We start from the raw sequence: 23398 nt of genomic DNA on the forward strand, positions 1-23398 counted from the left end.
GCCGGAGCGGGCGGCAACCCCGCTCCGGCGGAAGTCCCTCGCTCAGGCAGCGGCTCGTTCGGCGATCATTTCGCCGATCGGCAACGCCGAGGTGGCAGCGGGCGACGGCGCGTTCACGACGTGCACCATGCGCGGCGTCGTGCGCAGGAGAAAGTCGTGCACGAAGGTGCCGTCGTTCATGACCGCCTGGGCCCGAACCCCGGAGAACTTCGATTCCAGGTCCGAAAGTTCCAGCGACGGGCAGTACTTCCGGCAGGCGCGCAGGTAGCCACGTTTCCACGCGGCGTTGCGCATCTCCCGCAGACCCGTACCGAAGTTCGCCTTGGCGACCTTCCGCATCCCCCGGAACCGCAGCATCTCCCACACATCGCGCGCGTCGAACCCGAAGGTGGAATACCGCTCACGGCCCAGCGCGAGCACAGCGCTGGGCCCGACGGTCAAGTCGCCGCCGATCGTCGGACTCAGGTGCACGCCGAGGAACGGAAGATCCGGATCCGGAACCGGATAGATCAGATGTGCCACCAGGCCGGCCTTGGCCGGCGGCAGCCGGTAGTACTCCCCGCGGAAGGGCACGATCTGGAAGTCGGTCGGCAAGCCGGCCAGCCGGGCGACCCGGTCGGACTGCAAACCCGCGCACGCGATCAGCTTCCGGCACTGCCAGGTCCGCGCCGCGCAGGAAACGGTGACGGCGTCAGCCCGTTCGGCGATTTCCACGACCCGCGCGCCGGTGACGACCGTGCCACCCATATGTTGAGCCTGCCGGACAAGCGCCTCAGTGACCTGTCCATAGTCGATGATCCCGGTCTCCTTGATGAACAACGCGGCAGCGCCGTCGATCAGCGGTTCCCGCTCGCGTAGCGCGGCCGCGTCCAGCCGCTCCGCGTCGAGGCCGTTCCTCGTGGCGCGCTCGACCAGCTGCTCCATCCGTGCCAGCTCGGTTTCGTCAGTCGCGACAAGGAGCTTTCCGCACTCGCGGAACGGGATGCCGTTCTCAGCGGCGAACGTCTTGGTCCAAGCGGCACCTCGGCGACACAGCCTGGCTTTCAGGCTGCCGGGCTCGTAGTAGATCCCAGCGTGGATGACGCCGCTGTTGTGGCCTGTCTGATGTACGCCGGCTTGCTGCTCCTTCTCCAGGAGCAGCACGCTGGCCCCGGCATTGCGCCGCAACAGGTTCCACGCGGTGGCCGCGCCGACGATTCCCGCACCGATCACGCAGAAGTCGTAGTGCTCGCTCATGCCCCGGCGACAAACTGGGCCGTGACCCGGTTGAACTCCGCGGCGTGCTCGATCTGTACCCAGTGTCCGCACCGGTTGATCAGCAGCAGCCGGGATTGCGGGAGCGTCGAAACGAGCCTGAGGCTGTGCTCGTAGGACACCACCCGGTCGTCACGCCCGTGGATGGCCAGCGTGGGGACCTCGATTCGGCCCATCTGCGCACCGAGTGAGAAGTAGGGCCGAGGCAACGGCCTGGCGAGATAGCTCTGCAGGTGATCGGGCCGTTCCTGGGCCGCGGCGGAACGTTGCCGGGCGAGTTCGTCGGTGGCCCACGCCGGATCGAAGCACATGATCTCGACCAGGCGCTTCATGTTCCCGGCCGTGGGCGTCCGGTAGGCCTCGTCGAGGATCTTCTGGCCTTCGGAGGCGCCGTTGCCCGCGGAGAAGTAGTTCTTGCCCGGAAAAGGAGCACCCATCGTGACCAGGTGGCTGACGCGTTCCGGGGCGCGCAACGCGACCTCGATCGCGGTCGTGCCGCCCAACGAGTTGCCGATCAGGGCGGCACGGTCGATGTCCAAGGCGTCAAGCAGCGCGATCAACGCGGCGGGGTGGTCGTAGCCCGTCTCGCTGGTCTGGGTGTCGCTTTGCCCCCAGCCCGGCATGTCGACGGCGATGACGCGGTTGGTCCGGGCGAGGTGCGGGATGTTGTGTTGGAAGTTGGTCCAGCCGTTGGCTCCAGGACCGCTGCCGTGCAACAGAACCAGCGGATGTCCCTGGCCCGACTCGTAGTAGTGGATGCGGAACTTCGGCGTGTCGGCGAACCTGCTCAGGCTCTGCGGGTCGATCGACAGGGCAGTTGTGTTCACAGCCCAGGGCTATCAGCGCAACCGCGGTATTCCCAATGCCTGTTTCATCCTTCGGTACCTCGCGGCGGTGGTGCCACCAGGTGAAATCGCGGATACCTCGCGACCGGCCGGCCGACCTAGCGTTGCCGTCGATCCCTCTGGCGCAGACGACGAAGGAGACGGCCGCGATGAGCTGGTCCGAGCACGACATCGGCGGTCTGGTCCGCCCGGACGACGGCTTGGTCAGTCCGGAGATCTTCCACGACCGCGAACTCTTCGACTTCGAGAGCCGTCGCCTGTTCATGCGAACGTGGCTGTACGTCGGTCACGAGAGCCAGCTGCGCAAGCGCGGCGACTTCATCTCCACCTACATGGGACTCAATCCCGTCCTTGTCGTCCGCCAGAACGACGGCGGGACAAAGGTGGTGCTCAACGCCTGCCGGCACCGCGGCATGAAGGTGTGCCGGGCCGACAGCGGAAACACGCGAGCCTTCACCTGCACGTTCCATGGCTGGTCGTACGGTCTTGACGGGGCCCTCAACAACGTTCCCATGCAGCAGGCCGCCTACGGTGACGCGCTCGACCGCGGCAAGTTCGGTCTCGTCCAGGTCCCCCGGGTGGAGACCTACAAGGGCCTGATCTTCGCGAACTTCGACGAGGACGCCCCGAGCCTGCCGGAGTACCTGGGGGACATGGCCTGGTATCTCGACGCTCTCGTCGACCGCCGCGAAGGCGGCATCGAAGTGCTCGGCGGCGTCCACAAGATCGTCCACCGGGGAAACTGGAAGATGGGCGCCGAACAGTTCGCCGGCGACAACTACCACGCTTTCCTGACCCACGTGTCGGCCTCCATGTCGTGGCGCGACGCCGACCACGAGGCAGACCCCAACCCGCTCAAGCCTGGCTTCCAGTACAGCAGCCGCGCCGGGCACGGGCTGGCGGGATGGCGCAAGAACGGCATGGACGACGCGCCCTACGTGCCGTCAGCCGACTACGAACTGGTCGCGCAGTACTACCGCGACACCGCGGCCGAGGTCCGAGACCGGCTCGGCGCTGAGCGCGTGGATGGACCGTCCTTGGGCGCGGGCAACGTGTTCCCGAACTTCTCGTTCCTCACCCGCGTGTTCTGCCACAGCAGCATCGGAATCTGGCATCCCGTCACGCCGGACACCTTCCAGTACTGGCGCTACTGCGTCGTGGACAAGGCGGCCCCGGCCGAGGTCAAGCGGGCCATCATGAACAACATGCACGTGTGGCCGCTCGGCGTCGCAGACTCCGACGACGGCGAGAACTGGAGCGAGATCAGCGCGAATCTCATCGGGCCGGCGGTGCGGGACGTCCCACTGAACTACCAGATGGGTATGGGGCGCGGCTTGCGCGATCACCCGAGATTTCCCGGCATCATCACCGAGTCCTATGTGGCCGAAGAGTCGCACCGCAACTTCTACCGGCGGTGGCGGGAATTCATGACCAGTGAGAAGTACCCGGCGATCGGCGCGGACGAGCCGGCGATCGCCACCTCTTCGTCGGAGGGACGGTAGACATGTCCGAGAGCACCGCTGGCCGCTCCCCCTCGGCTCCCGCCGGCCGCGAGTCCATCACCCCCGTCGTCCCTCCGGTCGATCTGTTCGCCAGTCCTCGCCTGCAGCTGGAAATCGAGCAGTTCCTCTACATGGAGGCAAAACTGCTCGACGACCGGAAGTTCGCCGAGTGGTACACGCTGATGGCTGACGACATCCGCTATTGGGCACCCACGCGTCGCAACCGGCTGCGACGGGAGGCGGACAAGGAAAATTCGCAGCGCGGTGATGTCGCGCTGTTCGACGACAACAAACAGACGCTTGGCTGGCGGGTCAACCAGTTCCTGACCGGCATGCACTGGTCGGAGGACCCGCCTTCGCGCACCCGCCACATCGTCTCCAACGTGGTGGTCCGCCAGACCGAGGATCCCGACGAGTTCGAGGTGCGGTCCAACTTCATCTGCTACCGCAATCGCCTGGAGCGCGAAACCGACTTCTGGGTCGGTGAACGCGAGGACCTGCTGCGCTGTACCGGACCGGCCCAGTGGCGGATCGCGGGCCGTACGATCCTGCTCGACCAGAGCGTCGTGCTGTCCAAGAACCTCAGCATCTTCCTGTGAGCACGGTATGAACGTTGGTCTCATCGGTCTCGGCTTCATGGGCACCCTCATGGGGCGGGCCCTGCTCGCAGCGGGATATGAGCTGACCGTCTTCGACATCGACCCCGCACGGTGCGCTGAACTCGAGCACGCTGGCGCCGTCACGGCCGGCAGCGCAAGCGCTTTGGCATCGGGCCGCGACATCGTCTTCATGATGGTGCGGGAGCCCAGCCAGGTCCGGGAATGTGTTGCTGGGCCCGACGGCATCCTGAGCGCCGATTCGTTGCCGCGCATCGTCGTCGACTGCAGCACCAACTCCCACGCGCTCGTCCTGAGCCTCGCCGGGGAGTGCGCGTCCCGGGGCGTCGCCTTCGTCGACGCCCCGGTCACCGGCCGCCCACCGGATGCGACGTTCTTCGTCGGGGGTGATCCGGTGGCCGTGGCCGAGCTGCAACCGCTGTTCGCGGTGCTCGCGAACCACGTCACCCACCTCGGCGGACCGGGATGCGGCACGGTCGGCAAGCTGGTCAACCAGCAGGTCCTCTACGGCACGTACCTGATCTCCCTCGAAGCACTGCTGATGGCCGCCAAGGCAGGGGTCGACGCCCCACTGCTCGCCCAGGCGATGCAGCACGGCCCGGCTCGCAGTGCGGTGCTGGACTCGATCCCGGAGAAGATCCTCGGCGCCGACCTGTCCGACAACCGCGGGGCGCCCCTTCGGTTGATCGACAAAGACATGCGGCTGCTCGCCGAACTGGCCGCCGGGCTGGAGATGTCGTCGGCGAACGTTGCGGCTCTCGTCGAGGCGTTCGGCGAGGCGCTTGCCGAAGGGCTCGGCGATCACCACTTCGGTGCCGTCGTCCAGGTGCTCGCCGACCGCCGGACGCACGCAGTAGTGAGCAACGACAGACAACTGGTTCGGCGGTTCGTAGAGCTCTGGAACGCGGACACACCCGAGCTGCTCGGCGAAGTGGCCGACGCTTCGTTCATCTGGCACGGAATCGACGGCGGCGAAGTCCACGGGCTGGATGCCTACGTGAAGACAGTCACCGCGCGATCGCGGGGCCCGCGGCACATCGTCATCGAGCAGTTCGCCGGCGAGGCCGGTCTCATCATGGTCCGGCTACTCATTCACCGCGGTGACGGCAGCCGATTCCGCACGCACGACCTCTTCGAGACAAGGCGTGGAAAGATAACCCAAGAATGGAGCGGTCATGCATAAATGACAGTCAAGCACTTTGCCCGCACTGACGACGACGGCAAAAACCACCGAGCGACCCGTACGGTAAAATCGGCTGTCTTACCTCGGCCCGACTCGTAAGGACAGGTGGTTCCGCTGTTGACTCCGGCGAAAGCGGGGAAAGAGTCCAAGGGCATTCAGGCGATCGAAACCGGCTACCGCGTTCTCGTCGCCATCCAACAAGGCCCGCAACCAGTGGCGCTGAAAGACGTCGCCAGCCGGGCGAGGATCTCGCCCAGCCAGGCACACAACTACCTGTCCAGTTTCGTGCGGACCGGCATGGTCATGTCCAGCAGCCGGGGCGCGTACGCGCTGGGGCCGAGTCTCGCCGCGCTCGGCATGTCCGCGATGACCTCGCTCGACAAGTACGAGGTCATCAGAGAGGAGGCCCTGCGGCTGCGGGAACACACCAGTCTCGGGGTCGCGGTGGCGATCTGGACCGAGATGGGCCCGGTGATCGTCTTCAACAAGGCAGGCACCCCCTGGGGGATCTTCGACCTGCGCAACGGCGTCGCGTCCATCCTGCACACCGGCGGCGGCAACGTGTTCATCGGCTACCTCGACCCGGGCATGACGAATCGGCCCGCGTTGCGGGAACTCGCGGATGAGGGAATCACTGGGCCGGACGCGGTCCGGCACATCGAATCCATCCGCTCCGCCGTCCGGCGGGACGGTTACGCCATGCAGGCGCTGACGGAAATGCCCGGCTACGACGCCATCAGCGCTCCGGTCTGGGACGCCAACGGTGAGATCTGCTACGCCCTCACCATCACAGGTCCGCAAGACCGGATTGACGCCGGGCCACGAAAATGGCTGGCGGAACAACTGCTCGCGAGTTCCACAAAACTCTCCCGCCAATTCGGTGCACCCTCGCACCTGTGGGCGATGAATCCCGACTGAATTCTGAGCCAGGCGCTCCGGACCCGCAACAAGGATGTGCGGTATGACCATTCTTGACACCATCAGGCGCGCCCCGATGAGTCGCTATCAAATTTTCGCGATCTCGATCGTGCTCATGCTCATCTTCATGGACGGCTATGACGTGGCAGTCATGGCCTATGCCGCACCAGTGCTGTCCAAGGAATGGGGAATCGGCGAGGTCGCATTGGGCTACCTGCTCAGCGCCGGCTTGTTCGGCATGGCCGCGGGCTCGATCCTGCTGACACCTGTCGCGGACCGGATCGGCCGCCGGCCTCTCACGATCATCGCCGTTGCCATCATCACCATCGGCATGGTCGCCTCCGTCCTGAGCCCCGGCGTGTGGTGGCTGTTCGCGGCCCGGGTCGTCACCGGGCTCGGCGTGGGCGGCATGGTCGCCAACCTCAACGTCCTGGTCGCTGAACTCTCCCCGGACAAGCGACGCGGTGTCGCGATGGGCATCTACGCCGCGGGCTTCCCGATCGGCGCCACCCTCTGCGGATTCATCGCCCGCCCGCTCATCCCTCTGCTCGGCTGGCAGTCCGTCTTCATCGCCGGCGCGGTGATCACGGCGCTGATGTTGCTCGTCAGCATCCGCTACCTTCCCGAGTCACTCGAATTCCTGCTCTCGAAGCGGCCCCCAAACGCGCTGAAGAGGGTCAACGACATCCTCGACAGGATGGGCCGCCCTCGCCTGACCGAACTGCCGGGCCTCGAGCAGCAGACCGTTGAGCAAGGTGTCGTCCGGGAGGTGTTCGCCGGCCGGATGGCGTTGCGCACGATCATGCTCTGGCTCGGCTACGGCGTACTGACCGCGGGTTACTACTTCGCGAACACCTGGACGCCGAAGATCATGGCCACCGTCACCGGGGACACCACCATGGGCGTGACGTTCGGGACCATCGCCAACTTCGGCGGCATCGTCGGCTGCGTCGCGTTCGGCCTGCTGACTGTGTACGTAGGTGTCCGGCGACTGCTGGTGGGCACTCTCGTGGTCGCTGCCCTGTCCTTCGTCGTGTTCGCCGTCATCCTCCACCAGACCACCACGGCGATGATCATCGCGGCCGTGCTCGGCTTGCTGACGACCGCCGGCATCGTCGGCTTCTATACCCTCAGCCCACAGGTCTACTCGGCACGCGCACGCGCGACCGGAACCGGGTGGATGATCGGCGCGGGCCGTCTGGTCTCGATCGTCTCGCCCATCTTCGTCGGCTACCTCTTCGCCGCCCATTGGTCGCCGGACAGCGTGTTCCGGCTCTTCGCGATACCCCTTCTGACAGCGGCACTGTGTGTTGTCGTACTCGGCATCTCGAGCCGCCGCACGCAGGACCCGCACCTCGCGGAGCAACCCAGCACATGAGAGGCCCGTGGGCAGCAGGCGGGCGTTTGACGATGCTCGCCTGCCGCCCGGTGTCAGGTGAGTGTCAGGTGTGCTGGTGCTAGCGGATCCAGCCAGGGATACCCGGCTTCGGCCCGGCAGGCAGCCTGCTCTTGCCCGCGCTCAGCGCCGCGACGGCTGGCTCCACAGCCGCGCAACGCTTGACCTGCGGCGTCTTCAGAGTCACCAGGTACTCGTCGATGGGCACCGTGGTGCACTCACTGCGGCCGTACACGCCGTGACCCCAGCCTTCGTAGGTCAGCAGCACGGTCTTGTCACGGGACTGATGGTGCGCATTGACCGCCCACGAGTACGGGGTCGCCGGGTCGTACAGGGCGTTGAGCATCAGGATCTTCGGTGAGTTCTTGATGTTCAGCCGGCGCTGCGGGTTGTTGACCTTCTCCGGCAGGCCGATGCACCCGGTGATCGCGGTGTGTCCCAATGCGCCGCCGCGCATGTGCGGCGCGATGGCGTTCTCGGTCGCCGCCAGCATCTTGTACTCGTCGAAGGTGCGTACAGGCATGCTCCAGTCGGCGCAGAACGCGGCCTGGAACACATCGTTGACCTCTTCGTCGGCGGAGAACGCCCGCCGCTGCGACGCCGGCTTCTGGTTGTCCAGCTCGGCCACGATTTCGGCCCACTGCTTCCAGTTCGGGCTGTAGAACACGCCGAACGCCGCACCGATGATGTCGCGTGCGGTGAGTTTCTGCGTGGGCTCGTCCGGATTCACCACCTCGCCGCGGTCGGCTTTGGCCAGCAGGCCGTCCCACACCTTGGCGACGTCCTTGCCGTGCAGCGCACAGGAAACCGTGCGATCGCACCACTTCACCCACTCGTTGAACGAGCTTTCCGCGGAGGCCGCCTCGGTTGCCGCGAAGCCCCACCTGTCCAGGCTGTGGTCCATGTTGCTGTCGATGACCATCGCCCGGATCTTGTCGCCGTACCGCTCGGCGTACTGCTGGCCCATCAGCGTGCCGTAGGACACGCCGTAATAGTTGATCTTCTTCTCACCGAGCGAGCGCCGGATCGCGTCCATGTCCTGGATGGTCGCGCCGGTGTCGGCGTGATCGGCGATCGCGCCGCTGCGCTTGCGGCAGTCCGCCCGCAGCTCCCGGTTGAACTTGACCAGCGCGTCGAACTCCGCCTGGTTGGCCGGGTACGACGAAGGCGCCTTGATCAGCACGTCCTGCGAGCACTTCACCGGCTGGCTACGGGCCACACCGCGCGGGTCCCAGCCGATGATGTCGAACCGGGACTGGATGTCGGCACTGAAGAAGGTCTTGGCTTCAAGGGCGAAATCGACCCCGGAGCCACCCGGTCCACCCGGGTTGATCAGCATGATCCCCTTTCGTTTCGCCGGATCGGTCGCCTTGCGCCGAGCGACCGCCAGGCCGAACTTCTCCGCTGACGGCCTGGCGTAGTCGATCGGCAGCCTGAGCGACCCGCACTCGGCCGTCGCGTCCTCAGGACACGGTTTCCAGTCGATGGCCGCGACTTGAACAGCCTCGATCTCCGCTGCTTGAGCGCTTGTCAGACCGGCACTGAGCACCAGAGCCCCGCTGACGAGCGCGATGAACGCGCGCGTGATCGGATGCAAGAGTCCGTCCCTCCATTCGTCGATTTCCCAGAGGCCCGGCCGACCCTGCCAAGCCGATCTTGGGATTGCCAACCGACGGACGTCTTGTTCCGGTCTCCCACGTGTCTCGGATAAGAGGGCAATACGGCGACTTGCGCCGTCACCTTCTGGTCCAGACGTATTTGCCTACCAGCTCGCCTTGTGTGCTGAAGTGGATCGGGATGACCTCGTCGCCTCGCCGCACGTCGAGGTGAAATACCGGAGCCATGTTCTTGCGGGCTTGTTCCGCGTCGTCGTTGCGGACGACGACGTCACCTTCACGCAGCCCTGCTTTGGCTGCGGCGCTTGCGGGGATCAGGCCCTTGATGACTCGCGGTGTGTCGAGCAGGCAGCGGTCGGAGAAGCCGAGCTGGAACTGGACTACGTCGACGGTGGTGCGTTCGAAGTCCGCACCGAAGGCGTCCGAGGGTGGGGCGATCAACTCGCCGGCGAGCATTGCCTCGAAGTCCTGGATGCCGCTGTCGCCGAGTTCGGCCCGCAAGACACGGCGCCAGGCCGCCTCGTCGTAACCTGTGCCATTGCGGCGACTGTCCAACATGGCCAGTAGCAGGTCGTCGAGGGACCGTTGTTGCCCGGAGGCGGCCCGGACCTTGGCGTCCACGTCGGCGAAGTAGATCATGCCGCGGTGGTAGGCCAGGTTCTGGACCAACGAGTCCTTCCAGTATTCGGCCGCGATCGCGTCGTTCGGCAGCCGGTTGCGGGGGTTCTCGTAGTAGCTGTCGGTCATCGAACGGATCTCCGCCTCGGCTTCGGCCGCGTTCAGCAGTCCCGCCCGCAGCGGCAGGCGCACCTTGTAGAACTCGGCCAGGCCTTCGCCGAACCAGGAACTGGTGCCGTACGGACCGTCCAGCACGCCCACGAAATGGTGGAACATCTCGTGGGTGAACATGAACCTCAGCGCGGCGTCCGGGCGTTCGACCGGACCGTACTCGATCATGAATCCGTTCACGGTGGCCGCGCCACCGTCCCGAGGGTTCGGATGTGCTCTGCCGATCAGGTAGTACGGCGGCAGATCCCGCTCGTCGAAGAACTCCCGGAGCACGTCGAACGACCGCACAGTCCATGCCATGGTCGCGGGTGCGTCGAAGTTCGGTGTCCCGAGCCAGAAAGCGTTGAACGCGAGGCTTCCCGCGTTCTCCGGTGCACAGTGCAGTGCGCCGGCGACAAGGAAGGTGCTGTAGAGCCTTTCGACCAGTCCGGTGGTGATCACGTTGCCGTCGCCCAGGGTCGAGACGCCCCGGGCGCCTTCGGCGAGTTCACGAAGGTCCCAGTTCAGGGCGATCTGGTAGACGCGTTCGTCGTCCTTGGGCAGGATCAGGAACCCGAAGCCCGCGCCGGCGAAACCGCCATCGTGGCCGCGTAGGTCGTAGGACGGCCCAGGGCGGCGTGGCGACAGCGCGGGCGTGATCGGTGCGCTGTACTGCAAGGTGATGTCGCCCTCGCTCGTGCGGCCTGCGGTGAACAACCTGAACTGGCCGAATCCACTGGTGTCCGACAGGTCCTCGGTGATGGTCAGCGGCAGCGGGCCCGCGGCGTCGGAGGCGACAACGTCACCGTCGCCGTAGACCACAGTCCGGACACTCGCGATCACGATCGGCGTTTGCAGGAAGGGTTTGTCCGGCGTCGCGGACACATTGGACAGCACTGTCGTCACGCTGATGCGGTCGAGCTGGGCGGACGGTTTCAGTGTCAGGACGATCTGCGGCTGGTTCACGCCATGTCCTCTCGCCATGCGACCGCGGTCACCTCGATGTTGGCCCCGGCAGGCATCTCATTGACCGCGACGGCCGCACGAGCCGGAGGCTCGGACGGGAAGTACTCACGGTAGATCTCGTTGAACCGGCCCCAGTCGGCAATGTCCTTGAGGTAACAGGTGAGCGAGACCACCGACTCCAGGCTGAACCGCGCCTGCTCCAGCGTGCCCTTGAGATTCTCCATGGTCTGGCGGATCTCGGCATCGACGCCACCGTCCACAATGGTGGTCGTGCCCGGCAGGAAGCCGCCTGTGCCCGCGACGTAGCAGTGGTTTCCCGCCACGACTGCGGACGAGTAGGCTCCCAGCGCGGAGCCGGTGTTGACGCTGATCTTCGGCATGCCTGTCCCCTTGTCCCTAACTTGGCAATCTCGGTACCGCGGCGAGCAGTTCGCGGGTGTACTCGTCGCGTGGATCGGTGAACACCTGCTCGGTCTGCCCGTGCTCGACGATCTCTCCGTTGCGCAGCACGCAGACTGTGCGGCACAGGTAGTGCACGACGTCCAGGTTGTGCGAGATGACGATCAGGCCCATCCCGGTCTCCCGGTGGATGTCCCTGAGCAGGTTGAGGATCTGGGCCTGCACGCTGACGTCCAGTGAGCTGGTGATCTCGTCACAGATCATCACCTCGGGCCGGACCGCCAGTGCCCGGGCCAGTGCGATGCGCTGTCGCTGACCGCCGGAGAACTGGTACGGATAACGGCCCGCGTCCCTGGGATCCAGTCCGACCACTTCCAGCAGCCGGGCCACCTCAACGGGTACGTCGGCCTCGATCTGGTTGACCACCAACGCCTCGGCGATCGTCGCGCCGACAGTCATGCGCTGGTTGAGCGACGAGTTCGGGTCCTGGAAGACCAGCTGCAGGGTTCGTGAACGGGAGCCCGGCCCGCGCCGCGGCAGCGCCGACAGTGGCTTGCCCGCCCAGCTCACCTCACCCGCGTACGGATCCAGCAGCCCGACGAGCGCTTTGCCCAATGTGGACTTTCCGCTGCCTGACTCACCGGCCAGGCCGAGTGACTCCCCTCGGTTCAACGCGACTGTGACATCGCAGAGCGCCATGTGGGCGCGTCTGCCGGATCCGTACCGGACCGACAGCCCGGTGGCCGCGAGCTCGCTCATACCGCACTCCTTGCCGCCGACGGGGCCGGAACGGCGTCATTGACCAGCCAGCACGCCGCTGCACGACCGTCCGGACCTCGTTGCAGAGAAGGTTCTTCGGCACGGCAGCGATCAGTCGCGAGTGGACATCTCGGCGCGAAGGAACATCCACCTGTCAGTTCCTCGGGTTTCGGTGGCACGCCGGGAATGGCGGTCAATGGTTCGTCCGTGCCACGCGACAGGTCCGGCACGGCACCCAGCAGCATCTGGGTGTACGGGTGCAGTGGTTTGCCGACGATGTCCGCCGTGGTGCCTTCTTCGACGATCCGGCCCGCGTACATGACCACGATCCGGGTGGTGACCTGGGCGACCAGGGCAAGATCGTGCGAGACCAGCACGACTGCCGCACCCTTTTCCCGGTTGATGGCCGTCAGCAGGTCCATCACCTGTTTCTGGACCGAGACGTCCAGCGCGGTGGTCGGTTCGTCGGCCAGGATCACCTCGGCCTCGCCGAGCAGTGCCATCGCGATCATCACTCGTTGCCGCATCCCGCCGGACAGTTCGTGCGGGTACTGTCTGGCCCGCTTGGCCGGGAGCGGGATCAGCACCGATTCGAGCACGCGCACGACGCGACTACGCGCCTCGGCACGGCTGGTCCGGTTGTGCGCGAGTACTTTCTGCCCGAGCTGGGTGCCGATCCTCAGTGCCGGGTTCAGTGACGACATCGGGTCCTGGAAGATCATCGGCATCCGGTTGGAGATCACGCGGCGCAACCGTGCCTCGTCGGCCAGGTGCAGGTCCTCTCCGGCGAACTCGTGCCGGTCGGCGCTGTAGGTCACCGAAGGCGGCAACAGGCGTGACATCGCGCTGAGCGTCATCGTCTTCCCGCTGCCCGACTCACCGACGATGCCCAGCATCTCGCCGCGCCCGACCGAGACATCCACCCCTCTGACCAGTTCGACCGTGTCCCCGGCTTTGTCGATGGTCACGCGCAGGTCCTCAATGGCGAGCACAGCGTCCTGGTTCGCAGGCCTCGGCGCGGTCCTGGTCGTCGCGGATTGCTTGTCCCCCTTGGGCACCCGTCCCTGGGACGAGATCGCTGCCCGCTGCCGTGGGTCGATTCCCGTGCCCAGCGCCTCACCGAGCAGGTTGAACGCGACTCCGACCAGGACGATCACCAAGCCGGGCCCGACCGCGGCCATCGGCAGGGTGTAGACGTTGGCCAGGCCGCTGGTCATCAGGCTGCCCAGGTCGAAGCCCGGAGCCTGGGTGCCCAGCCCCAGGAAGCTGATGGCGGACAGGAAAAGCATGGCCGACCCGATGGACAGCACCAGGGACGTCAGCAGCGGCCCGGCGACCGACGGGAGAATGTACCGAAGAAGAATCCTGCCGCGTGGCACGCCGATCACCTTCGCCGCGGTGACGAACTCCGAACCGGCCACCGAAGTCGACAGGTTGAGCGTCACCCTGGCGATGCCGGGAATTCCGGCGACCGCCAGACCGATCATCGCCGCCCAGCTGGATCGGCCCAGCATGACCGCGACCAGCACGCCGACCAGCACCGGTGGGAAAGCCGTGGCGGCGGAGGTCACCTGGTAGAGCACCTGCCGTGCGACCTTGCCCAGCACAGCGGCCAGCGCGCCGAGCAGCACCCCACCGGCAGTCGCAATGATCACCGCTCCTGCTGCGGTGAGCAGGGAAAGCCGTACGGCCACCAGGGTTCGGGCGAGGATGTCACGGCCAAGCTCGTCCGTGCCGAACAGATGCTGCCAGGACGCACCCAGATTGGCCTGTGCCGGGCGGAAGTCCACAGCCGTGCCGCCCAACAGGACCGGCGCGAAGATCGCAGTCAGGACGAGGGCGGCGACGAGCCCGGCACCGGCCGCACCGCCGGGAGTACGCAGTGCGGCCCGGAGCCAGTGCCGCTGCTTCTGAGGGGCCATGTCGGACATCAGCTCCTGACGATCAGGGATTTCGGATCCACCGCCGCCAGCAGCAGATCGACCAGCAGGTTGATCATCAGCACGGTCGCCGCGGTGATCACGACGGCCCCCTCGACGGTCGGATAGTCGTACAGCCGCAACGACTTCACCAGCAGCGATCCGATCCCGGGCCAGGCGAACACGTTCTCGGTGATCACCGTGCCACCGAGCAACGCTGCCAGCAGCATCCCGGCGTAGGTGAGGGTCGCGGTGAGCACGTTCGGCAACACGTGGCGGAACAGCACTGTGGCCGGGCGCAGATGGTTGGACCGCGCGGTGCGGATGTAGTCCTCTTGCAGCACACGGGAGGTCTCCACCCGGACCAGCCGGGAGATGACCGCGATCGGTCCGAAGGCAACAGTGAGCACCGGCAGCACGAAGGCGCTCGGCCCTGCCCCGCCCGCGGCCGGGAACACCCCGAGGCCGACCGAGAACACCAGCACCAGGCCGACGGCCAGCAAGTAGTCCGGCACCGAGGCGAAGAACCCGGTCACCGAGTTGAATCCGGTGTCCAGCGCCCGGTTGCGGCCCGACTGAGTGCGCGTGGCCACCCACATTCCCAACGGGACACTGACGATCGCGGCCAGCGCGAACGCGTACAGCCCGAGCTGGAAGGTGTACGGCACCCGGTCGAGAATGCTCGCCAGCACCGGCTGACCACTCACCGTCGACTCGCCGAAGTCGAAGTGGACGATCCGGACGAGGAAGTGCCAGTACTGCGTCAGGATCGGATCGTCGAGGCCGAGCGCCGCCCGGCGGGCCGCGACGTACTCCGGGGTCACGGTCAGACCGGCCGCCGCCCGGACGGAGTCGCCGCCGATCGCCCTGGTCAGGAAGAACACCGCGGTGAGCACGAACCACAGGGCGAACACGAACGAGCCCGTCCGCCGCAGAAGGAACCCAGTCCACGGGGATTCGCGCCAGCCTCGTGACCGGGCGACCGGCGCCTCGGCGGTGGTGGTCATGCCCCGGTCCGCAAGGAGGTGGGCATGACCACGTTGCGGGCGGCGTCGAACTTGATGCCCTTGCCGACGACCGACGGGCCGACAGCGACAAGCGGCAGTACGTCGGAGTTGACGAACAACGACTTCTCCGCCGCCTGGGACATCTGGCAGCCCTGCTGGCCGAGCGTCCTGGCCTGGGTCGCGAGGTCGGCGAACTCCTTGTTGTCCACCGCGGCGAAGTTCGATCCCTGCGGGCTGACCGGGCCGCGCAGCAGGAAGGCCAGCCCGGTCGGGGTGGCGGCGGTCATCCCCACCACGACCGCGTCCCATTCCGTGCCGGCGAACAGCACACCGGACGCCTGCTCCGACGGCCGTCCGTCCACTTTGATCTGGACGCCGAGGTCGGTCAGGCGTTTCTGGAGGTATTCCGTGGCCGCCCGGTTGACGTCACTGGCCACCAGGGTGAGTGCCAGCGGCTTGCCGTCCTTCTGCAGCACTCCGGAGCCGTCTTTCGTCCAGCCCGCCTTGGTGAGCGCGGCCACAGCCGCCTGCGGGTCGCTCGGCGGGATGCTCGGACCGGTGGCAGCGGGATCCACGCAGGGCCGGCCCGTCTCAAGCAGGCCCTGCAACGGCTCGGACTGCCCCTCGCTCTGGATCGAGGCGAACTCCTTGCGGTCGATCGCCTGGCCGAGCGCCTTACGGACCGCAGGATCGGCGCCGGGGTGACCGGCCCGCTGGTTGAACACCAGATCGTAGGAGGTGCCCTGCAGCTTCTGCACCGTGTAGCCGCCGGTCTTGAACCGGTTGAGCCGGCCGCCACTCATGATCGTGAGGTTCGCGTCACCACTGGACATCAGGTTCGCCCGGGTGTTCTCGTCGGTGACGATCTTCATCACCACGGTCTTGGGCATTGCCGGCTCGGCCGTTGTGGCGCCGCCCGCGCCCCAGGTGTAGCCGTCCCGGCGCTCCAGCGTGAAATGGTCGCCTGCCACGGTCTCCTTCAGCACGTACGGCCCGGAGCCGATCGGCCGGCTCTTGATCGAGTCCGGGTTCTTCAGGCTCGAGTCGCACACGATGCTCGGCCCGCCGGAAAGCTGGTTGGCCAGGAAGCCCTGGGGCGTGGGCAGCGTGATGTCGACCGCGTTGGCGGTTTCGTCGACCGTGACCGTGTAGTCCTTGCTGCCCAGATAGGTCGTCACGGTCGGCGAGTTCACTGCCGGGTCCTTGATCCTGTTGAGGTTCGCCGCGACGGTCGCCGCCGTCAGCGGTGTCCCGTCGCTGCACGTGATGCCCTGCTTGATGACAAAACGCGCGTGGGTCTGCTCGATCTTCCACTCACCGGCCAGGTTGGACGAGACCTTGCCGGTGGCGTCGTCCACATCGATCAGGCGGTCGAACAGGAAGTAGTTCAGCTGAGTGCTGTCGACGCTCGGGATCATCGCAGGGTCGAGGTTCGGCACGTCCGCCGTCATCAGCACGGTGATCGAGGCCGCCGCGCCGGAGGCGCTTCCCACGGACGGCGAACAGGCTGCCGTCCCCAGAGCCAGACACAGGGCCGCGGCTGAGACTTTCCACTTGGTCTGGCGCTTCATGGGGACCTCCGGTGACATCGTCGTGCCAAGGAAAGTAGAGTATTTCAACTTGTAGTGGAAGTATCTGCCGTAAAGATTTGGTTCCGGCGCCGATTTACACAGACTGTTGACTATTCTCGACATTCTCTGCCACATTCTGTGCATGTCAGCCGATCCGACGCCCGGCGACGGAGTCACCGCCGGCCAGCCGCACAGCGATGACGACCGAGCCGAGGCACGCACCGTCGTCGCGGTCGTCGGTCCTGTCGTGCGCGCCCTGGCCCAGGCGTTCGCGCCCCGCAGCGAGGTGGTCCTGCACGACCTGACCAGGCTGCCCGGGTCGATCGCGGCCATCGCCGGGGAGATCACCGGCCGTCAGGTGGGCGGGCCCGCGACCGATCTGGGGCTGCGCACCTTCCAGTCCGGCTGGAAGGATCACCTGATCGGGTACCGGGCGGCTACGGCGGACGGCACGCCGTTGCGCTCGTCGAGCATCTTCTTCCACGGCAGCTCCGGCCGGGCGATCGCCTGCCTGTGCATCAACACCGACATCAGCTCGTTGCTCGCCGCCCAGGAGACACTCGCGGACCTGACCGCCATCAGGACCATCCACAACGGACCGCTCAATGCGTCCGGCGAGCACTTCCCTGCCACAGTGGACAGTCTCGCCGAAGGGATCCTGCGAGACGCGATCGCGGCCTCGGGCCACCCGCCCGCGGCGATGAAGAAGCGGCACAAGCTGGCTGTCGTGCGTGATCTGGAACAGCGCGGCTTCTTCACCATCCGGGAGGCGGTCGACCTGGCCGCCGCCCGGCTGGAGGTCAGCCGCTACACGATCTACAACTACCTCAACGAGATCAAGGACGAGGCCGGATGAACTCGCGAAGGTCGTCGGTCAGCTGACGAAGGCTCGCCTCGATGCTGTACATCATGTGGCCACCGGCGTAGGTCTCGGTCCGGACGCGGTCGACCGGCCACGTGGACTGGTTCACGGCGTGCTCGGCCGCGCCCATGGTGGTCGACAGGTCGAACGCGCCCGTGCAGATCAGCAGCCGCATTTCCGGCAGTTTCGCCATGGCCGTGGACAACTCGGCCATGTAGGGCCAGTCCCCGAACGGCGATGTCGCCTGCCCCCAGATCCACGAGTTCGCGGCGGCCGGGTCCGCGTCACGGTAGTCCTCCGGCCAGCCGACCTTGAGGAAGTCCCGCAGGTGCGCCGCCATCGCCGGGCCGATCGCGTTCTCGATGGCACCGACGCCGGTCGGCTGCGGCCCCATCACGGTCGCGGCGAACGACTTCCCGTCCTCGTCAGGAGGCGGTGGGGCCGGCGGCCCGGCGTACCGGCCGTCGTACATGTAGAGCACCAAGCCCTCCTCGGCCAGGAGCTCGACCCGGAAGGCGTGTTTGGGCATCCGGAGGTTTCGTTCGAGCCACCGGCTCGCCGGAATGCCGGTCAGCGACGTCAGCCGGTGCGCGATCGGCTCTCGCTGGGCGGCAGGCAGCCTGGTTCCCTGGTACAGCGCGGCCAGATACTCCGTGGCGGCGAAGCCGGACGCCTCCGCGACGACGTCGTCCAGGCTCCGGCCCGTTGTGTCGATTTTGCCGTGATACCAGGCGATCGCGGCCAGCGTCGGCAATGAGACGACGTAGCTGAGGATGTTTGCCGGGCGTGAGGAGGTCTCGATGATGTTGGCGGCCTGACTGATGAGGACAACGCCTTGCACAGCAACGGGATTCGGCAGGTTCGCGAGCATCCGTGCCACGACCGCGACCCGGATCGTGCCGTAGCTCTCCCCCACCAGATACACCGGAGAACCCAGCCGGTCGTGCTCACGCAGCCAGGTCTCGATCCAGGCGGTCATCTGCTGGGCATCGGCCTCGACCCCGTGGTACTTCCCTGGATCGACACCGTCGAGGACTCGGCTGTAGCCGGTGCCCGCCGGATCGAAGAACACGATGTCGGCCACGTCCAGCGGGCAGTATTCGTTGTCCACTGTCCGGAAACCTGATGGATCGGCGTGGATGTCGTCCGGGTAGGCGATCCGGCGCGGCCCCAGCGCCGCCATGTGCAACGGAGTCGCCGCGACGATCGGCCCGCCGTTGCAGACGAACATCACCGGCCGCTGATCACCTTCGACAGCAACGTATTCCGTGCACGCCAACCGCACGGACGGCACCCCGTTCCCGTCCGGGACCACTGTCTCCCGCAGGACTGCGTTGTAATCCACCCGCAGGCCGTTGAACACGCCCTGGTGGAAGGTTGTCACCGGCTCATGCACGTTGGCTCCCTTACGAAATCGCGCAGATCCGCGACCAGCTGTTCCCGGGACCCACGCCCGAGATAGGGCATGTGACCCGACTCGTAGGCACGGACGTGCACCCGCGCCGGGTCGAGTGCGACTCTCGAGACGGTGTATCGCAAAGCGCCGACTGTCGTGACCAGGTCGTAGACGCCCACGCCCAGCATCAGCCGAAAGTCCGGGCTGCGCCGCATCGCCGTCGCGAGATCGGATGTGTAGTTCCTGGGCGGTGCACCAGGCTCGCCGCCGTAGTCCCAGCGCCCGTAGACCTTGGCGAACTCGATCACGCGGTAGTCGTCGTCCACTTCGCAACCGAGCTCGTCCCGCAGGTAACTCTCGATCACACCGGCGAACGAGGGAACGTACTGCCCCATCGCGGGATCGTCGCCCACCGGGTCGCCCGCCCCGGCCAGCGGCAATCGGTAACGGCTGTCGTAGAGGCCGGCCTGTTGCTCACCGAGCAGCAGCCGAGCGAACTCCGCCGCGGTGAACCTCAGGTTGTGCGCGACGATCGTCTCAGGCGCCAGCCCGATCAGTTCGTGCAGACGCTTCGCGACGGCATCACGCCGCTCGCTGTCCAGTTGCTGACCGGCGAACAAGGCAACGAGGTAGTCCTCGGCGGCGAACGCTGCCGCTGCCTGGATATGTTCGTCCACACCGGACGTTCGAGTCGGCACCCGGTCGTGGTACCACGCCGTTGCTGCCAGGGATGGCAGTACCGTCGCGTAGCCGAGATCTCCGGCACTGTCGCTCAGGGACAGTGCCGGACCGATCAGGATAGCGCCGTTGAGGGCGAGTGATTCCAGGCTGCCCGTGGTCGTCGGCCCGCCGATGCTCATACCGGCGACTGTGGCGGCGCGAACCGCGCCGTAGCTCTCGCCGAGCAGGAACTTGGGCGCGTTCTCCCGCTTGTTCTTACGTGCCCACTGTTTGATGAATCTGATCGTGGCGATCGCGTCCGCGGTCACACTGTAGAAGTCGGATTCCTGTTCCTCGCTCAGCACCCGGCTGAATCCGGTGCCGGGCGGGTCGATGAACACCAGGTCCGCGCTGTCGAGCACGCAGTCGGGATTGTCGACGAGCCCGAACGGCGGTGCCGTCCGGGGAGTCAGCAGATCGGCGTCGGCGACGCGCCGCGGGCCAAGCCCGAGGTGCAGCCACACCGAGGACGATCCCGGCCCGCCGTTGAACGCGAAAATCACCGGCCGCTCAGGCTTTCCCGGCATGAAATAGCTGGTGCAGACGTATCGCGCACCTGGTTTGCCGGTGGAGTCGGGCACGATCAGTTCGTCCACTCTGGCCTCATATTCGACGGCCACGCCACCGAACACGCCCTCGCGGCATACCACGCTCATGAATCAGCCCCTGGAATCGTCACGGGAGGAGGAAGTTCGAACGGCTCGATGTCCAGCTCGCGGTAGATCTCCGCGGGGAAGTGGACGTCACCGCCCTTGACCACCATGCGCACCTTGCGGATGTCATTGATGTTCTGGGTGGGGTCACCGTCCACCAGAACGAAGTCCGCGCGTTTGCCGCGTTCGATGCTTCCGCTGACATCCGCACGGCCCAAATGCTCGGCGCAGTCGTAGGTCGCGATGCGCAGCACGTCAGCCGGGTCCATCCCGACTGCGACGTACAGTTCGAGTTCACGATGGACGGTGAAGCCGGTCCCGTCGTCGGTGCCGGGCCAGAGCGGGATTCCCTCGGCGTGCAGCATGGCCATGGTGTGCAGCAATTTCGGGAACGAGTCGTCGTAGGCGGCCAGGTCCTCCGCGCTTTTCGCGGGCACAAAAGTCCGTTTGCGGTAACGCTGGTAGCCGATCGGCATGTGGTCGAGGTATGCCGCCTCGCTGGCGTGGACCTGCCCGGCGCGGCCGCACATCAGCCGCTCCAGGATCACCGTCGTCGTGTCCAGCCCGACGTCGTGCTGCCGCATCAGCTCCACGGTGTGCTGCACTCGTGGCCCGCTGAGATCAAGGTCCTTGGCCCGGGCCATCGCGGTCAGCCGGAGCGGAGTCCGGGTGTCCTCGTCCGGTTCGAGCAGCCACCCCAGGATCAGCTGGTTAATGTGGGTGATCTCGTCGTAGCCGTCCTCGATCATCCGGTCCGGCGTGGCGAAGGCGGGAACGTGTCCCACCGCACGCAACCCGAGGCGGTGTGCCTCGGTCGTCAGCGGTTTCACCCAGTCCGGGTTCATCGAGTTGTAGATCTTGATCTGGTGGTAGCCGCGGTCGGCGTACCACCGCACCGCGTCCAGCGCCTCGTCGAGCGTGTCCGGAATGATGCCCAGCCGCACCGAGAACGGGCTCCGCCCCTCGATCATGCCGGACGGGACCACCGTCGGCCCGGCAAGCTCGCCGCTGTCGAACCGCGGCAACAGCTCCAGGAGCATGTCGTTGTCGTTTCCCATGTCCCGCGTCGTGGTGACACCAGCCGCGAGGTAGAACAGCCCGGTCCACGCCGAGTTGTGCGCGTGCATGTCGTGCAGACCGGCGAGCACCGTGCCACCTTGACCGTCGATCTCGATCTGCCCCGGGTGCGCGGCGTGCCCGACTCCGGTGATCTTGCCTCGGAAGAACGTGACCGACATCCTTTCGGTCAGGCGTTTCGTGAACGGGTCGAACACACGCACGTCGCGAATACGTACGGGGACATCGAATCGATGCCTGACCCGTTGCTGTACCCGGGCGAGATGTTCAGTAGTCAGTGCGCTGCCGAGCGCGACCAAGGTCGCGTAGTGGTGCTCGTAGCCCTCGCGGACGGCGATCTCACTGATCATCAGATCACCACCGAGGCATGCGATCAGCCGGTGTTCGCCGCCCAGCAGCACGAACTCCGGAAGCAGCTTCACTCCACTGAGGACATAGGCGTCGACCGTGGCCCCATCGAGGTCCACCTGGCGGAGGTGTTCGGCGCGCAGCCGCCCGGAGGGCAGGACCTCGAGACTCCGGCCTGAGGCAAGCACCGCGCGCATATAGATACCGGAGGCGTACGGGCTGGTGTCGTTGGCGACGTACAGGCGAGGCGAATCCGCTTCGACGCATCCCTGGTCGGCCTGACTCGTCCACTGTGTCTTACCGTTCTCTGTGGACAGAACCTCGTGGACGGAGCCTCCCATCAGGGAAGTCCCGTCGATGCTCCAGTCGAGCGGAATTCCCTGCCCGTCCAGTCGAATGCGCTCTCGCAGCTTGGCGCCACGGCCGTTGTTGTCAACGGCGTAGTCCACATCGATGACAGGACCGTCGGAAGTCGCGGTGATCCGGCCGACCGTCTCGCCGTTGCTGACAACGATGAACCGCTCCTGGATCACAGTCACCTCGCGTCTCCCGGCCGCAGCCCTTTCAAGCCGATCAGCAGCTGATCGATCTCGGCGTCCGAGGTGTAGAAGTTCGGCGAGATCCGCAGATATCCACCCCGCTCCGCGACCGTCACCCCCACCGTCGCCAGCTGCTCGACAGCGGCGGTCACGTCCGCGAGTCCGGACAGGCTGACGATTCCCGCGGTACGCCTGGGATCCGCCACCGGCGCCAGGCCCAGGTGCGCGGTCTCGGCGTGCACCCGCTGGGCCAGTTGCCCGACACGACTGTGAATCGCTTCCAGGCCAATGGTTCGGCGCACCGAAGCCGCAGCGTCGAGCGCGTAGACGCCTGGAAGGTTGAGATGCCCGTAGGTCAGCCGCGGTGTCGGCGGTGGGTTGCCATGGCCAAGCAGCATGGGTTTCAGCTTGGCGAGGCTGGGCTGCTTGCCGATCACCACCGCGACACCGAACCCGGCAAGCAACCACTTGTATCCGGTCGCGATGTAGAAATCGACAGCGTCGAGTCCTACCGGGATACTGCCCGCGGCCTGTGCGCCGTCACATACCAAGAGGGCGCCGGCCTTCGCACAAGCAGTACCCAGTACGTCCAGGTCCACTGTCGTTCCGGTGAACGAACTGACGTGCGACACGGCCACCACACGCGTCCGAGGGCCGATCGCACTGAGCAGAGCGCCGAGCCTGTCGTCACCGGCGAGCGGCTCGACCTGTACCACCCGGACCTCATCGCCAAGTTCACGCCACGGAAGCACCACCGTGGGAAAATCATCGGACAGCACAAGCACTTCGTCATCCGGGCGCCACGGCACCGCGTGTGCGATCGCGTTGATCGCTTCGCCCGTGCTCGCCATGAACGCCACTTCGTCCACACCGACGCCGAACTCTGCCGCGAAACTCTCGTGCGCTCGTTCGACAACCGGACGCCACCGCGACGCCCCCCGGATCCCGAGCCCCAGAGCCTCATAGCACTCGGTCACCGCACGAGCCACCGGCTCCGGCACCAAGCCGATCGACGCCGTGTCCAGATAACTCCCAGACGGCTTGCCGGGAAAGTACTCAGTCACAGCACCCCGATTCTCCCGA

Annotated in this window: 19 protein-coding genes; 6 read left to right on the top strand and 13 right to left on the bottom strand. The window is 66.3% G+C overall.

Features of this window, described 5'->3' with window-relative positions:
• Positions 1-42: 42 nt before the first annotated feature.
• Positions 43-1236, bottom strand: a complete 1194-nt coding sequence (lhgD, locus tag JOF56_RS47420; RefSeq protein WP_209646063.1) for an L-2-hydroxyglutarate dehydrogenase — start codon at positions 1234-1236, stop codon at positions 43-45.
• On the bottom strand, positions 1233-2081 hold the full coding sequence (locus tag JOF56_RS47425; RefSeq protein WP_307855587.1) for an alpha/beta fold hydrolase: 849 nt from the start codon (positions 2079-2081) through the stop codon (positions 1233-1235). The genes lhgD and JOF56_RS47425 overlap by 4 nt, the downstream gene beginning before the upstream one ends.
• Positions 2082-2248: 167 nt before the next feature.
• Here JOF56_RS47425 and JOF56_RS47430 point away from each other — a divergent pair, with 167 nt between their 5' ends.
• The 5 genes from JOF56_RS47430 (at position 2249) to JOF56_RS47450 (ending at position 7697) form a co-directional block, all read left to right on the top strand.
• Complete coding sequence (locus JOF56_RS47430) at positions 2249-3601, top strand: Rieske 2Fe-2S domain-containing protein (RefSeq protein WP_209646064.1); 1353 nt, start codon at positions 2249-2251, stop codon at positions 3599-3601.
• 2 nt (positions 3602-3603) lie between these two features.
• Positions 3604-4200: a 3-phenylpropionate/cinnamic acid dioxygenase subunit beta gene (locus JOF56_RS47435; protein WP_209646065.1), complete on the top strand. Its 597-nt coding sequence runs from the start codon at positions 3604-3606 to the stop codon at positions 4198-4200.
• Positions 4201-4207: 7 nt separating this feature from the next.
• Positions 4208-5401 carry an NAD(P)-binding domain-containing protein gene (locus JOF56_RS47440; protein WP_209646066.1) on the top strand — a complete coding sequence of 398 codons (1194 nt, stop codon included), beginning with the start codon at positions 4208-4210 and terminating at the stop codon, positions 5399-5401.
• 105 nt (positions 5402-5506) lie between these two features.
• A complete protein-coding gene (locus JOF56_RS47445) occupies positions 5507-6319 on the top strand; it encodes an IclR family transcriptional regulator (protein WP_209646067.1) in 813 nt (270 codons plus the stop codon).
• Positions 6320-6362: 43 nt separating this feature from the next.
• On the top strand, positions 6363-7697 hold the full coding sequence (locus tag JOF56_RS47450) for an MFS transporter (protein WP_209646068.1): 1335 nt from the start codon (positions 6363-6365) through the stop codon (positions 7695-7697).
• Positions 7698-7776: 79 nt separating this feature from the next.
• Here the strand turns inward: JOF56_RS47450 and JOF56_RS47455 are convergent, their stop codons facing one another.
• The 7 genes from JOF56_RS47455 to JOF56_RS47485 all read right to left on the bottom strand — a co-directional run bounded on the left by JOF56_RS47455 (position 7777) and on the right by JOF56_RS47485 (position 16720).
• Positions 7777-9312 (bottom strand): alpha/beta hydrolase, encoded by a 1536-nt coding sequence (locus tag JOF56_RS47455; RefSeq protein ID WP_209646069.1) that lies wholly within the window; start codon positions 9310-9312, stop codon positions 7777-7779.
• A 139-nt stretch (positions 9313-9451) separates the two neighbouring features.
• Positions 9452-11065, bottom strand: a complete 1614-nt coding sequence (locus tag JOF56_RS47460; protein ID WP_209646070.1) for a M61 metallopeptidase family protein — start codon at positions 11063-11065, stop codon at positions 9452-9454.
• A complete protein-coding gene (locus JOF56_RS47465) occupies positions 11062-11445 on the bottom strand; it encodes a RidA family protein (protein WP_209646071.1) in 384 nt (127 codons plus the stop codon). Before JOF56_RS47465 ends, JOF56_RS47460 begins: the two co-directional genes overlap by 4 nt.
• A gap of 16 nt (positions 11446-11461) precedes the next feature.
• Positions 11462-12223 (bottom strand): ABC transporter ATP-binding protein, encoded by a 762-nt coding sequence (locus JOF56_RS47470; protein ID WP_209646072.1) that lies wholly within the window; start codon positions 12221-12223, stop codon positions 11462-11464.
• On the bottom strand, positions 12220-14145 hold the full coding sequence (locus JOF56_RS47475; protein ID WP_209646073.1) for a dipeptide/oligopeptide/nickel ABC transporter permease/ATP-binding protein: 1926 nt from the start codon (positions 14143-14145) through the stop codon (positions 12220-12222). Before JOF56_RS47475 ends, JOF56_RS47470 begins: the two co-directional genes overlap by 4 nt.
• An 8-nt stretch (positions 14146-14153) precedes the next feature.
• A complete protein-coding gene (locus JOF56_RS47480; RefSeq protein WP_209646074.1) occupies positions 14154-15149 on the bottom strand; it encodes an ABC transporter permease in 996 nt (331 codons plus the stop codon).
• Positions 15146-16720 (bottom strand): ABC transporter substrate-binding protein, encoded by a 1575-nt coding sequence (locus JOF56_RS47485; protein WP_209646075.1) that lies wholly within the window; start codon positions 16718-16720, stop codon positions 15146-15148. Before JOF56_RS47485 ends, JOF56_RS47480 begins: the two co-directional genes overlap by 4 nt.
• 142 nt (positions 16721-16862) lie before the next feature.
• Between JOF56_RS47485 and JOF56_RS47490 the strand changes: the two genes are divergently transcribed.
• Positions 16863-17576 carry a helix-turn-helix transcriptional regulator gene (locus tag JOF56_RS47490; RefSeq protein ID WP_209646076.1) on the top strand — a complete coding sequence of 238 codons (714 nt, stop codon included), beginning with the start codon at positions 16863-16865 and terminating at the stop codon, positions 17574-17576.
• Here JOF56_RS47490 and JOF56_RS47495 read toward each other — a convergent pair.
• The 4 genes from JOF56_RS47495 to JOF56_RS47510 are packed head-to-tail and all read right to left on the bottom strand — an operon-like array spanning position 17557 to position 23379.
• On the bottom strand, positions 17557-18978 hold the full coding sequence (locus tag JOF56_RS47495) for a S10 family peptidase (protein WP_209646077.1): 1422 nt from the start codon (positions 18976-18978) through the stop codon (positions 17557-17559). The two genes, JOF56_RS47490 and JOF56_RS47495, sit on opposite strands and share 20 nt — an antisense overlap.
• Entirely contained in the window at positions 18963-20354 is a 1392-nt protein-coding gene (locus JOF56_RS47500; RefSeq protein ID WP_209646078.1) for a S10 family peptidase, read from the bottom strand. Before JOF56_RS47500 ends, JOF56_RS47495 begins: the two co-directional genes overlap by 16 nt.
• A complete protein-coding gene (locus JOF56_RS60495; protein WP_209646079.1) occupies positions 20351-22315 on the bottom strand; it encodes an amidohydrolase family protein in 1965 nt (654 codons plus the stop codon). Before JOF56_RS60495 ends, JOF56_RS47500 begins: the two co-directional genes overlap by 4 nt.
• Positions 22312-23379: an aminotransferase class V-fold PLP-dependent enzyme gene (locus JOF56_RS47510; protein ID WP_209646080.1), complete on the bottom strand. Its 1068-nt coding sequence runs from the start codon at positions 23377-23379 to the stop codon at positions 22312-22314. The genes JOF56_RS60495 and JOF56_RS47510 overlap by 4 nt, the downstream gene beginning before the upstream one ends.
• Positions 23380-23398 lie beyond the last annotated feature (19 nt).

The sequence above is a fragment of the Kibdelosporangium banguiense genome, assembly GCF_017876405.1.
Taxonomy (GTDB): domain Bacteria; phylum Actinomycetota; class Actinomycetes; order Mycobacteriales; family Pseudonocardiaceae; genus Kibdelosporangium; species Kibdelosporangium banguiense.

What these genes read in the sequence shown, in the direction of transcription:
- lhgD (WP_209646063.1), bottom strand. Translation starts at nt 1,236, where the DNA reads ATGAGCGAGCACTACGACTTCTGCGTGATCGGTGCGGGAATCGTCGGC.
- JOF56_RS47465 (WP_209646071.1), bottom strand. Translation starts at nt 11,445, where the DNA reads ATGCCGAAGATCAGCGTCAACACCGGCTCCGCGCTGGGAGCCTACTCG.
- JOF56_RS47475 (WP_209646073.1), bottom strand. Translation starts at nt 14,145, where the DNA reads ATGGCCCCTCAGAAGCAGCGGCACTGGCTCCGGGCCGCACTGCGTACT.
- JOF56_RS47480 (WP_209646074.1), bottom strand. Translation starts at nt 15,149, where the DNA reads ATGACCACCACCGCCGAGGCGCCGGTCGCCCGGTCACGAGGCTGGCGC.
- JOF56_RS47490 (WP_209646076.1), top strand. Translation starts at nt 16,863, where the DNA reads ATGTCAGCCGATCCGACGCCCGGCGACGGAGTCACCGCCGGCCAGCCG.
- JOF56_RS47500 (WP_209646078.1), bottom strand. Translation starts at nt 20,354, where the DNA reads ATGAGCGTGGTATGCCGCGAGGGCGTGTTCGGTGGCGTGGCCGTCGAA.
- JOF56_RS47470 (WP_209646072.1), bottom strand. Translation starts at nt 12,223, where the DNA reads ATGAGCGAGCTCGCGGCCACCGGGCTGTCGGTCCGGTACGGATCCGGC.
- JOF56_RS47430 (WP_209646064.1), top strand. Translation starts at nt 2,249, where the DNA reads ATGAGCTGGTCCGAGCACGACATCGGCGGTCTGGTCCGCCCGGACGAC.
- JOF56_RS47435 (WP_209646065.1), top strand. Translation starts at nt 3,604, where the DNA reads ATGTCCGAGAGCACCGCTGGCCGCTCCCCCTCGGCTCCCGCCGGCCGC.
- JOF56_RS47450 (WP_209646068.1), top strand. Translation starts at nt 6,363, where the DNA reads ATGACCATTCTTGACACCATCAGGCGCGCCCCGATGAGTCGCTATCAA.
- JOF56_RS47440 (WP_209646066.1), top strand. Translation starts at nt 4,208, where the DNA reads ATGAACGTTGGTCTCATCGGTCTCGGCTTCATGGGCACCCTCATGGGG.
- JOF56_RS47485 (WP_209646075.1), bottom strand. Translation starts at nt 16,720, where the DNA reads ATGAAGCGCCAGACCAAGTGGAAAGTCTCAGCCGCGGCCCTGTGTCTG.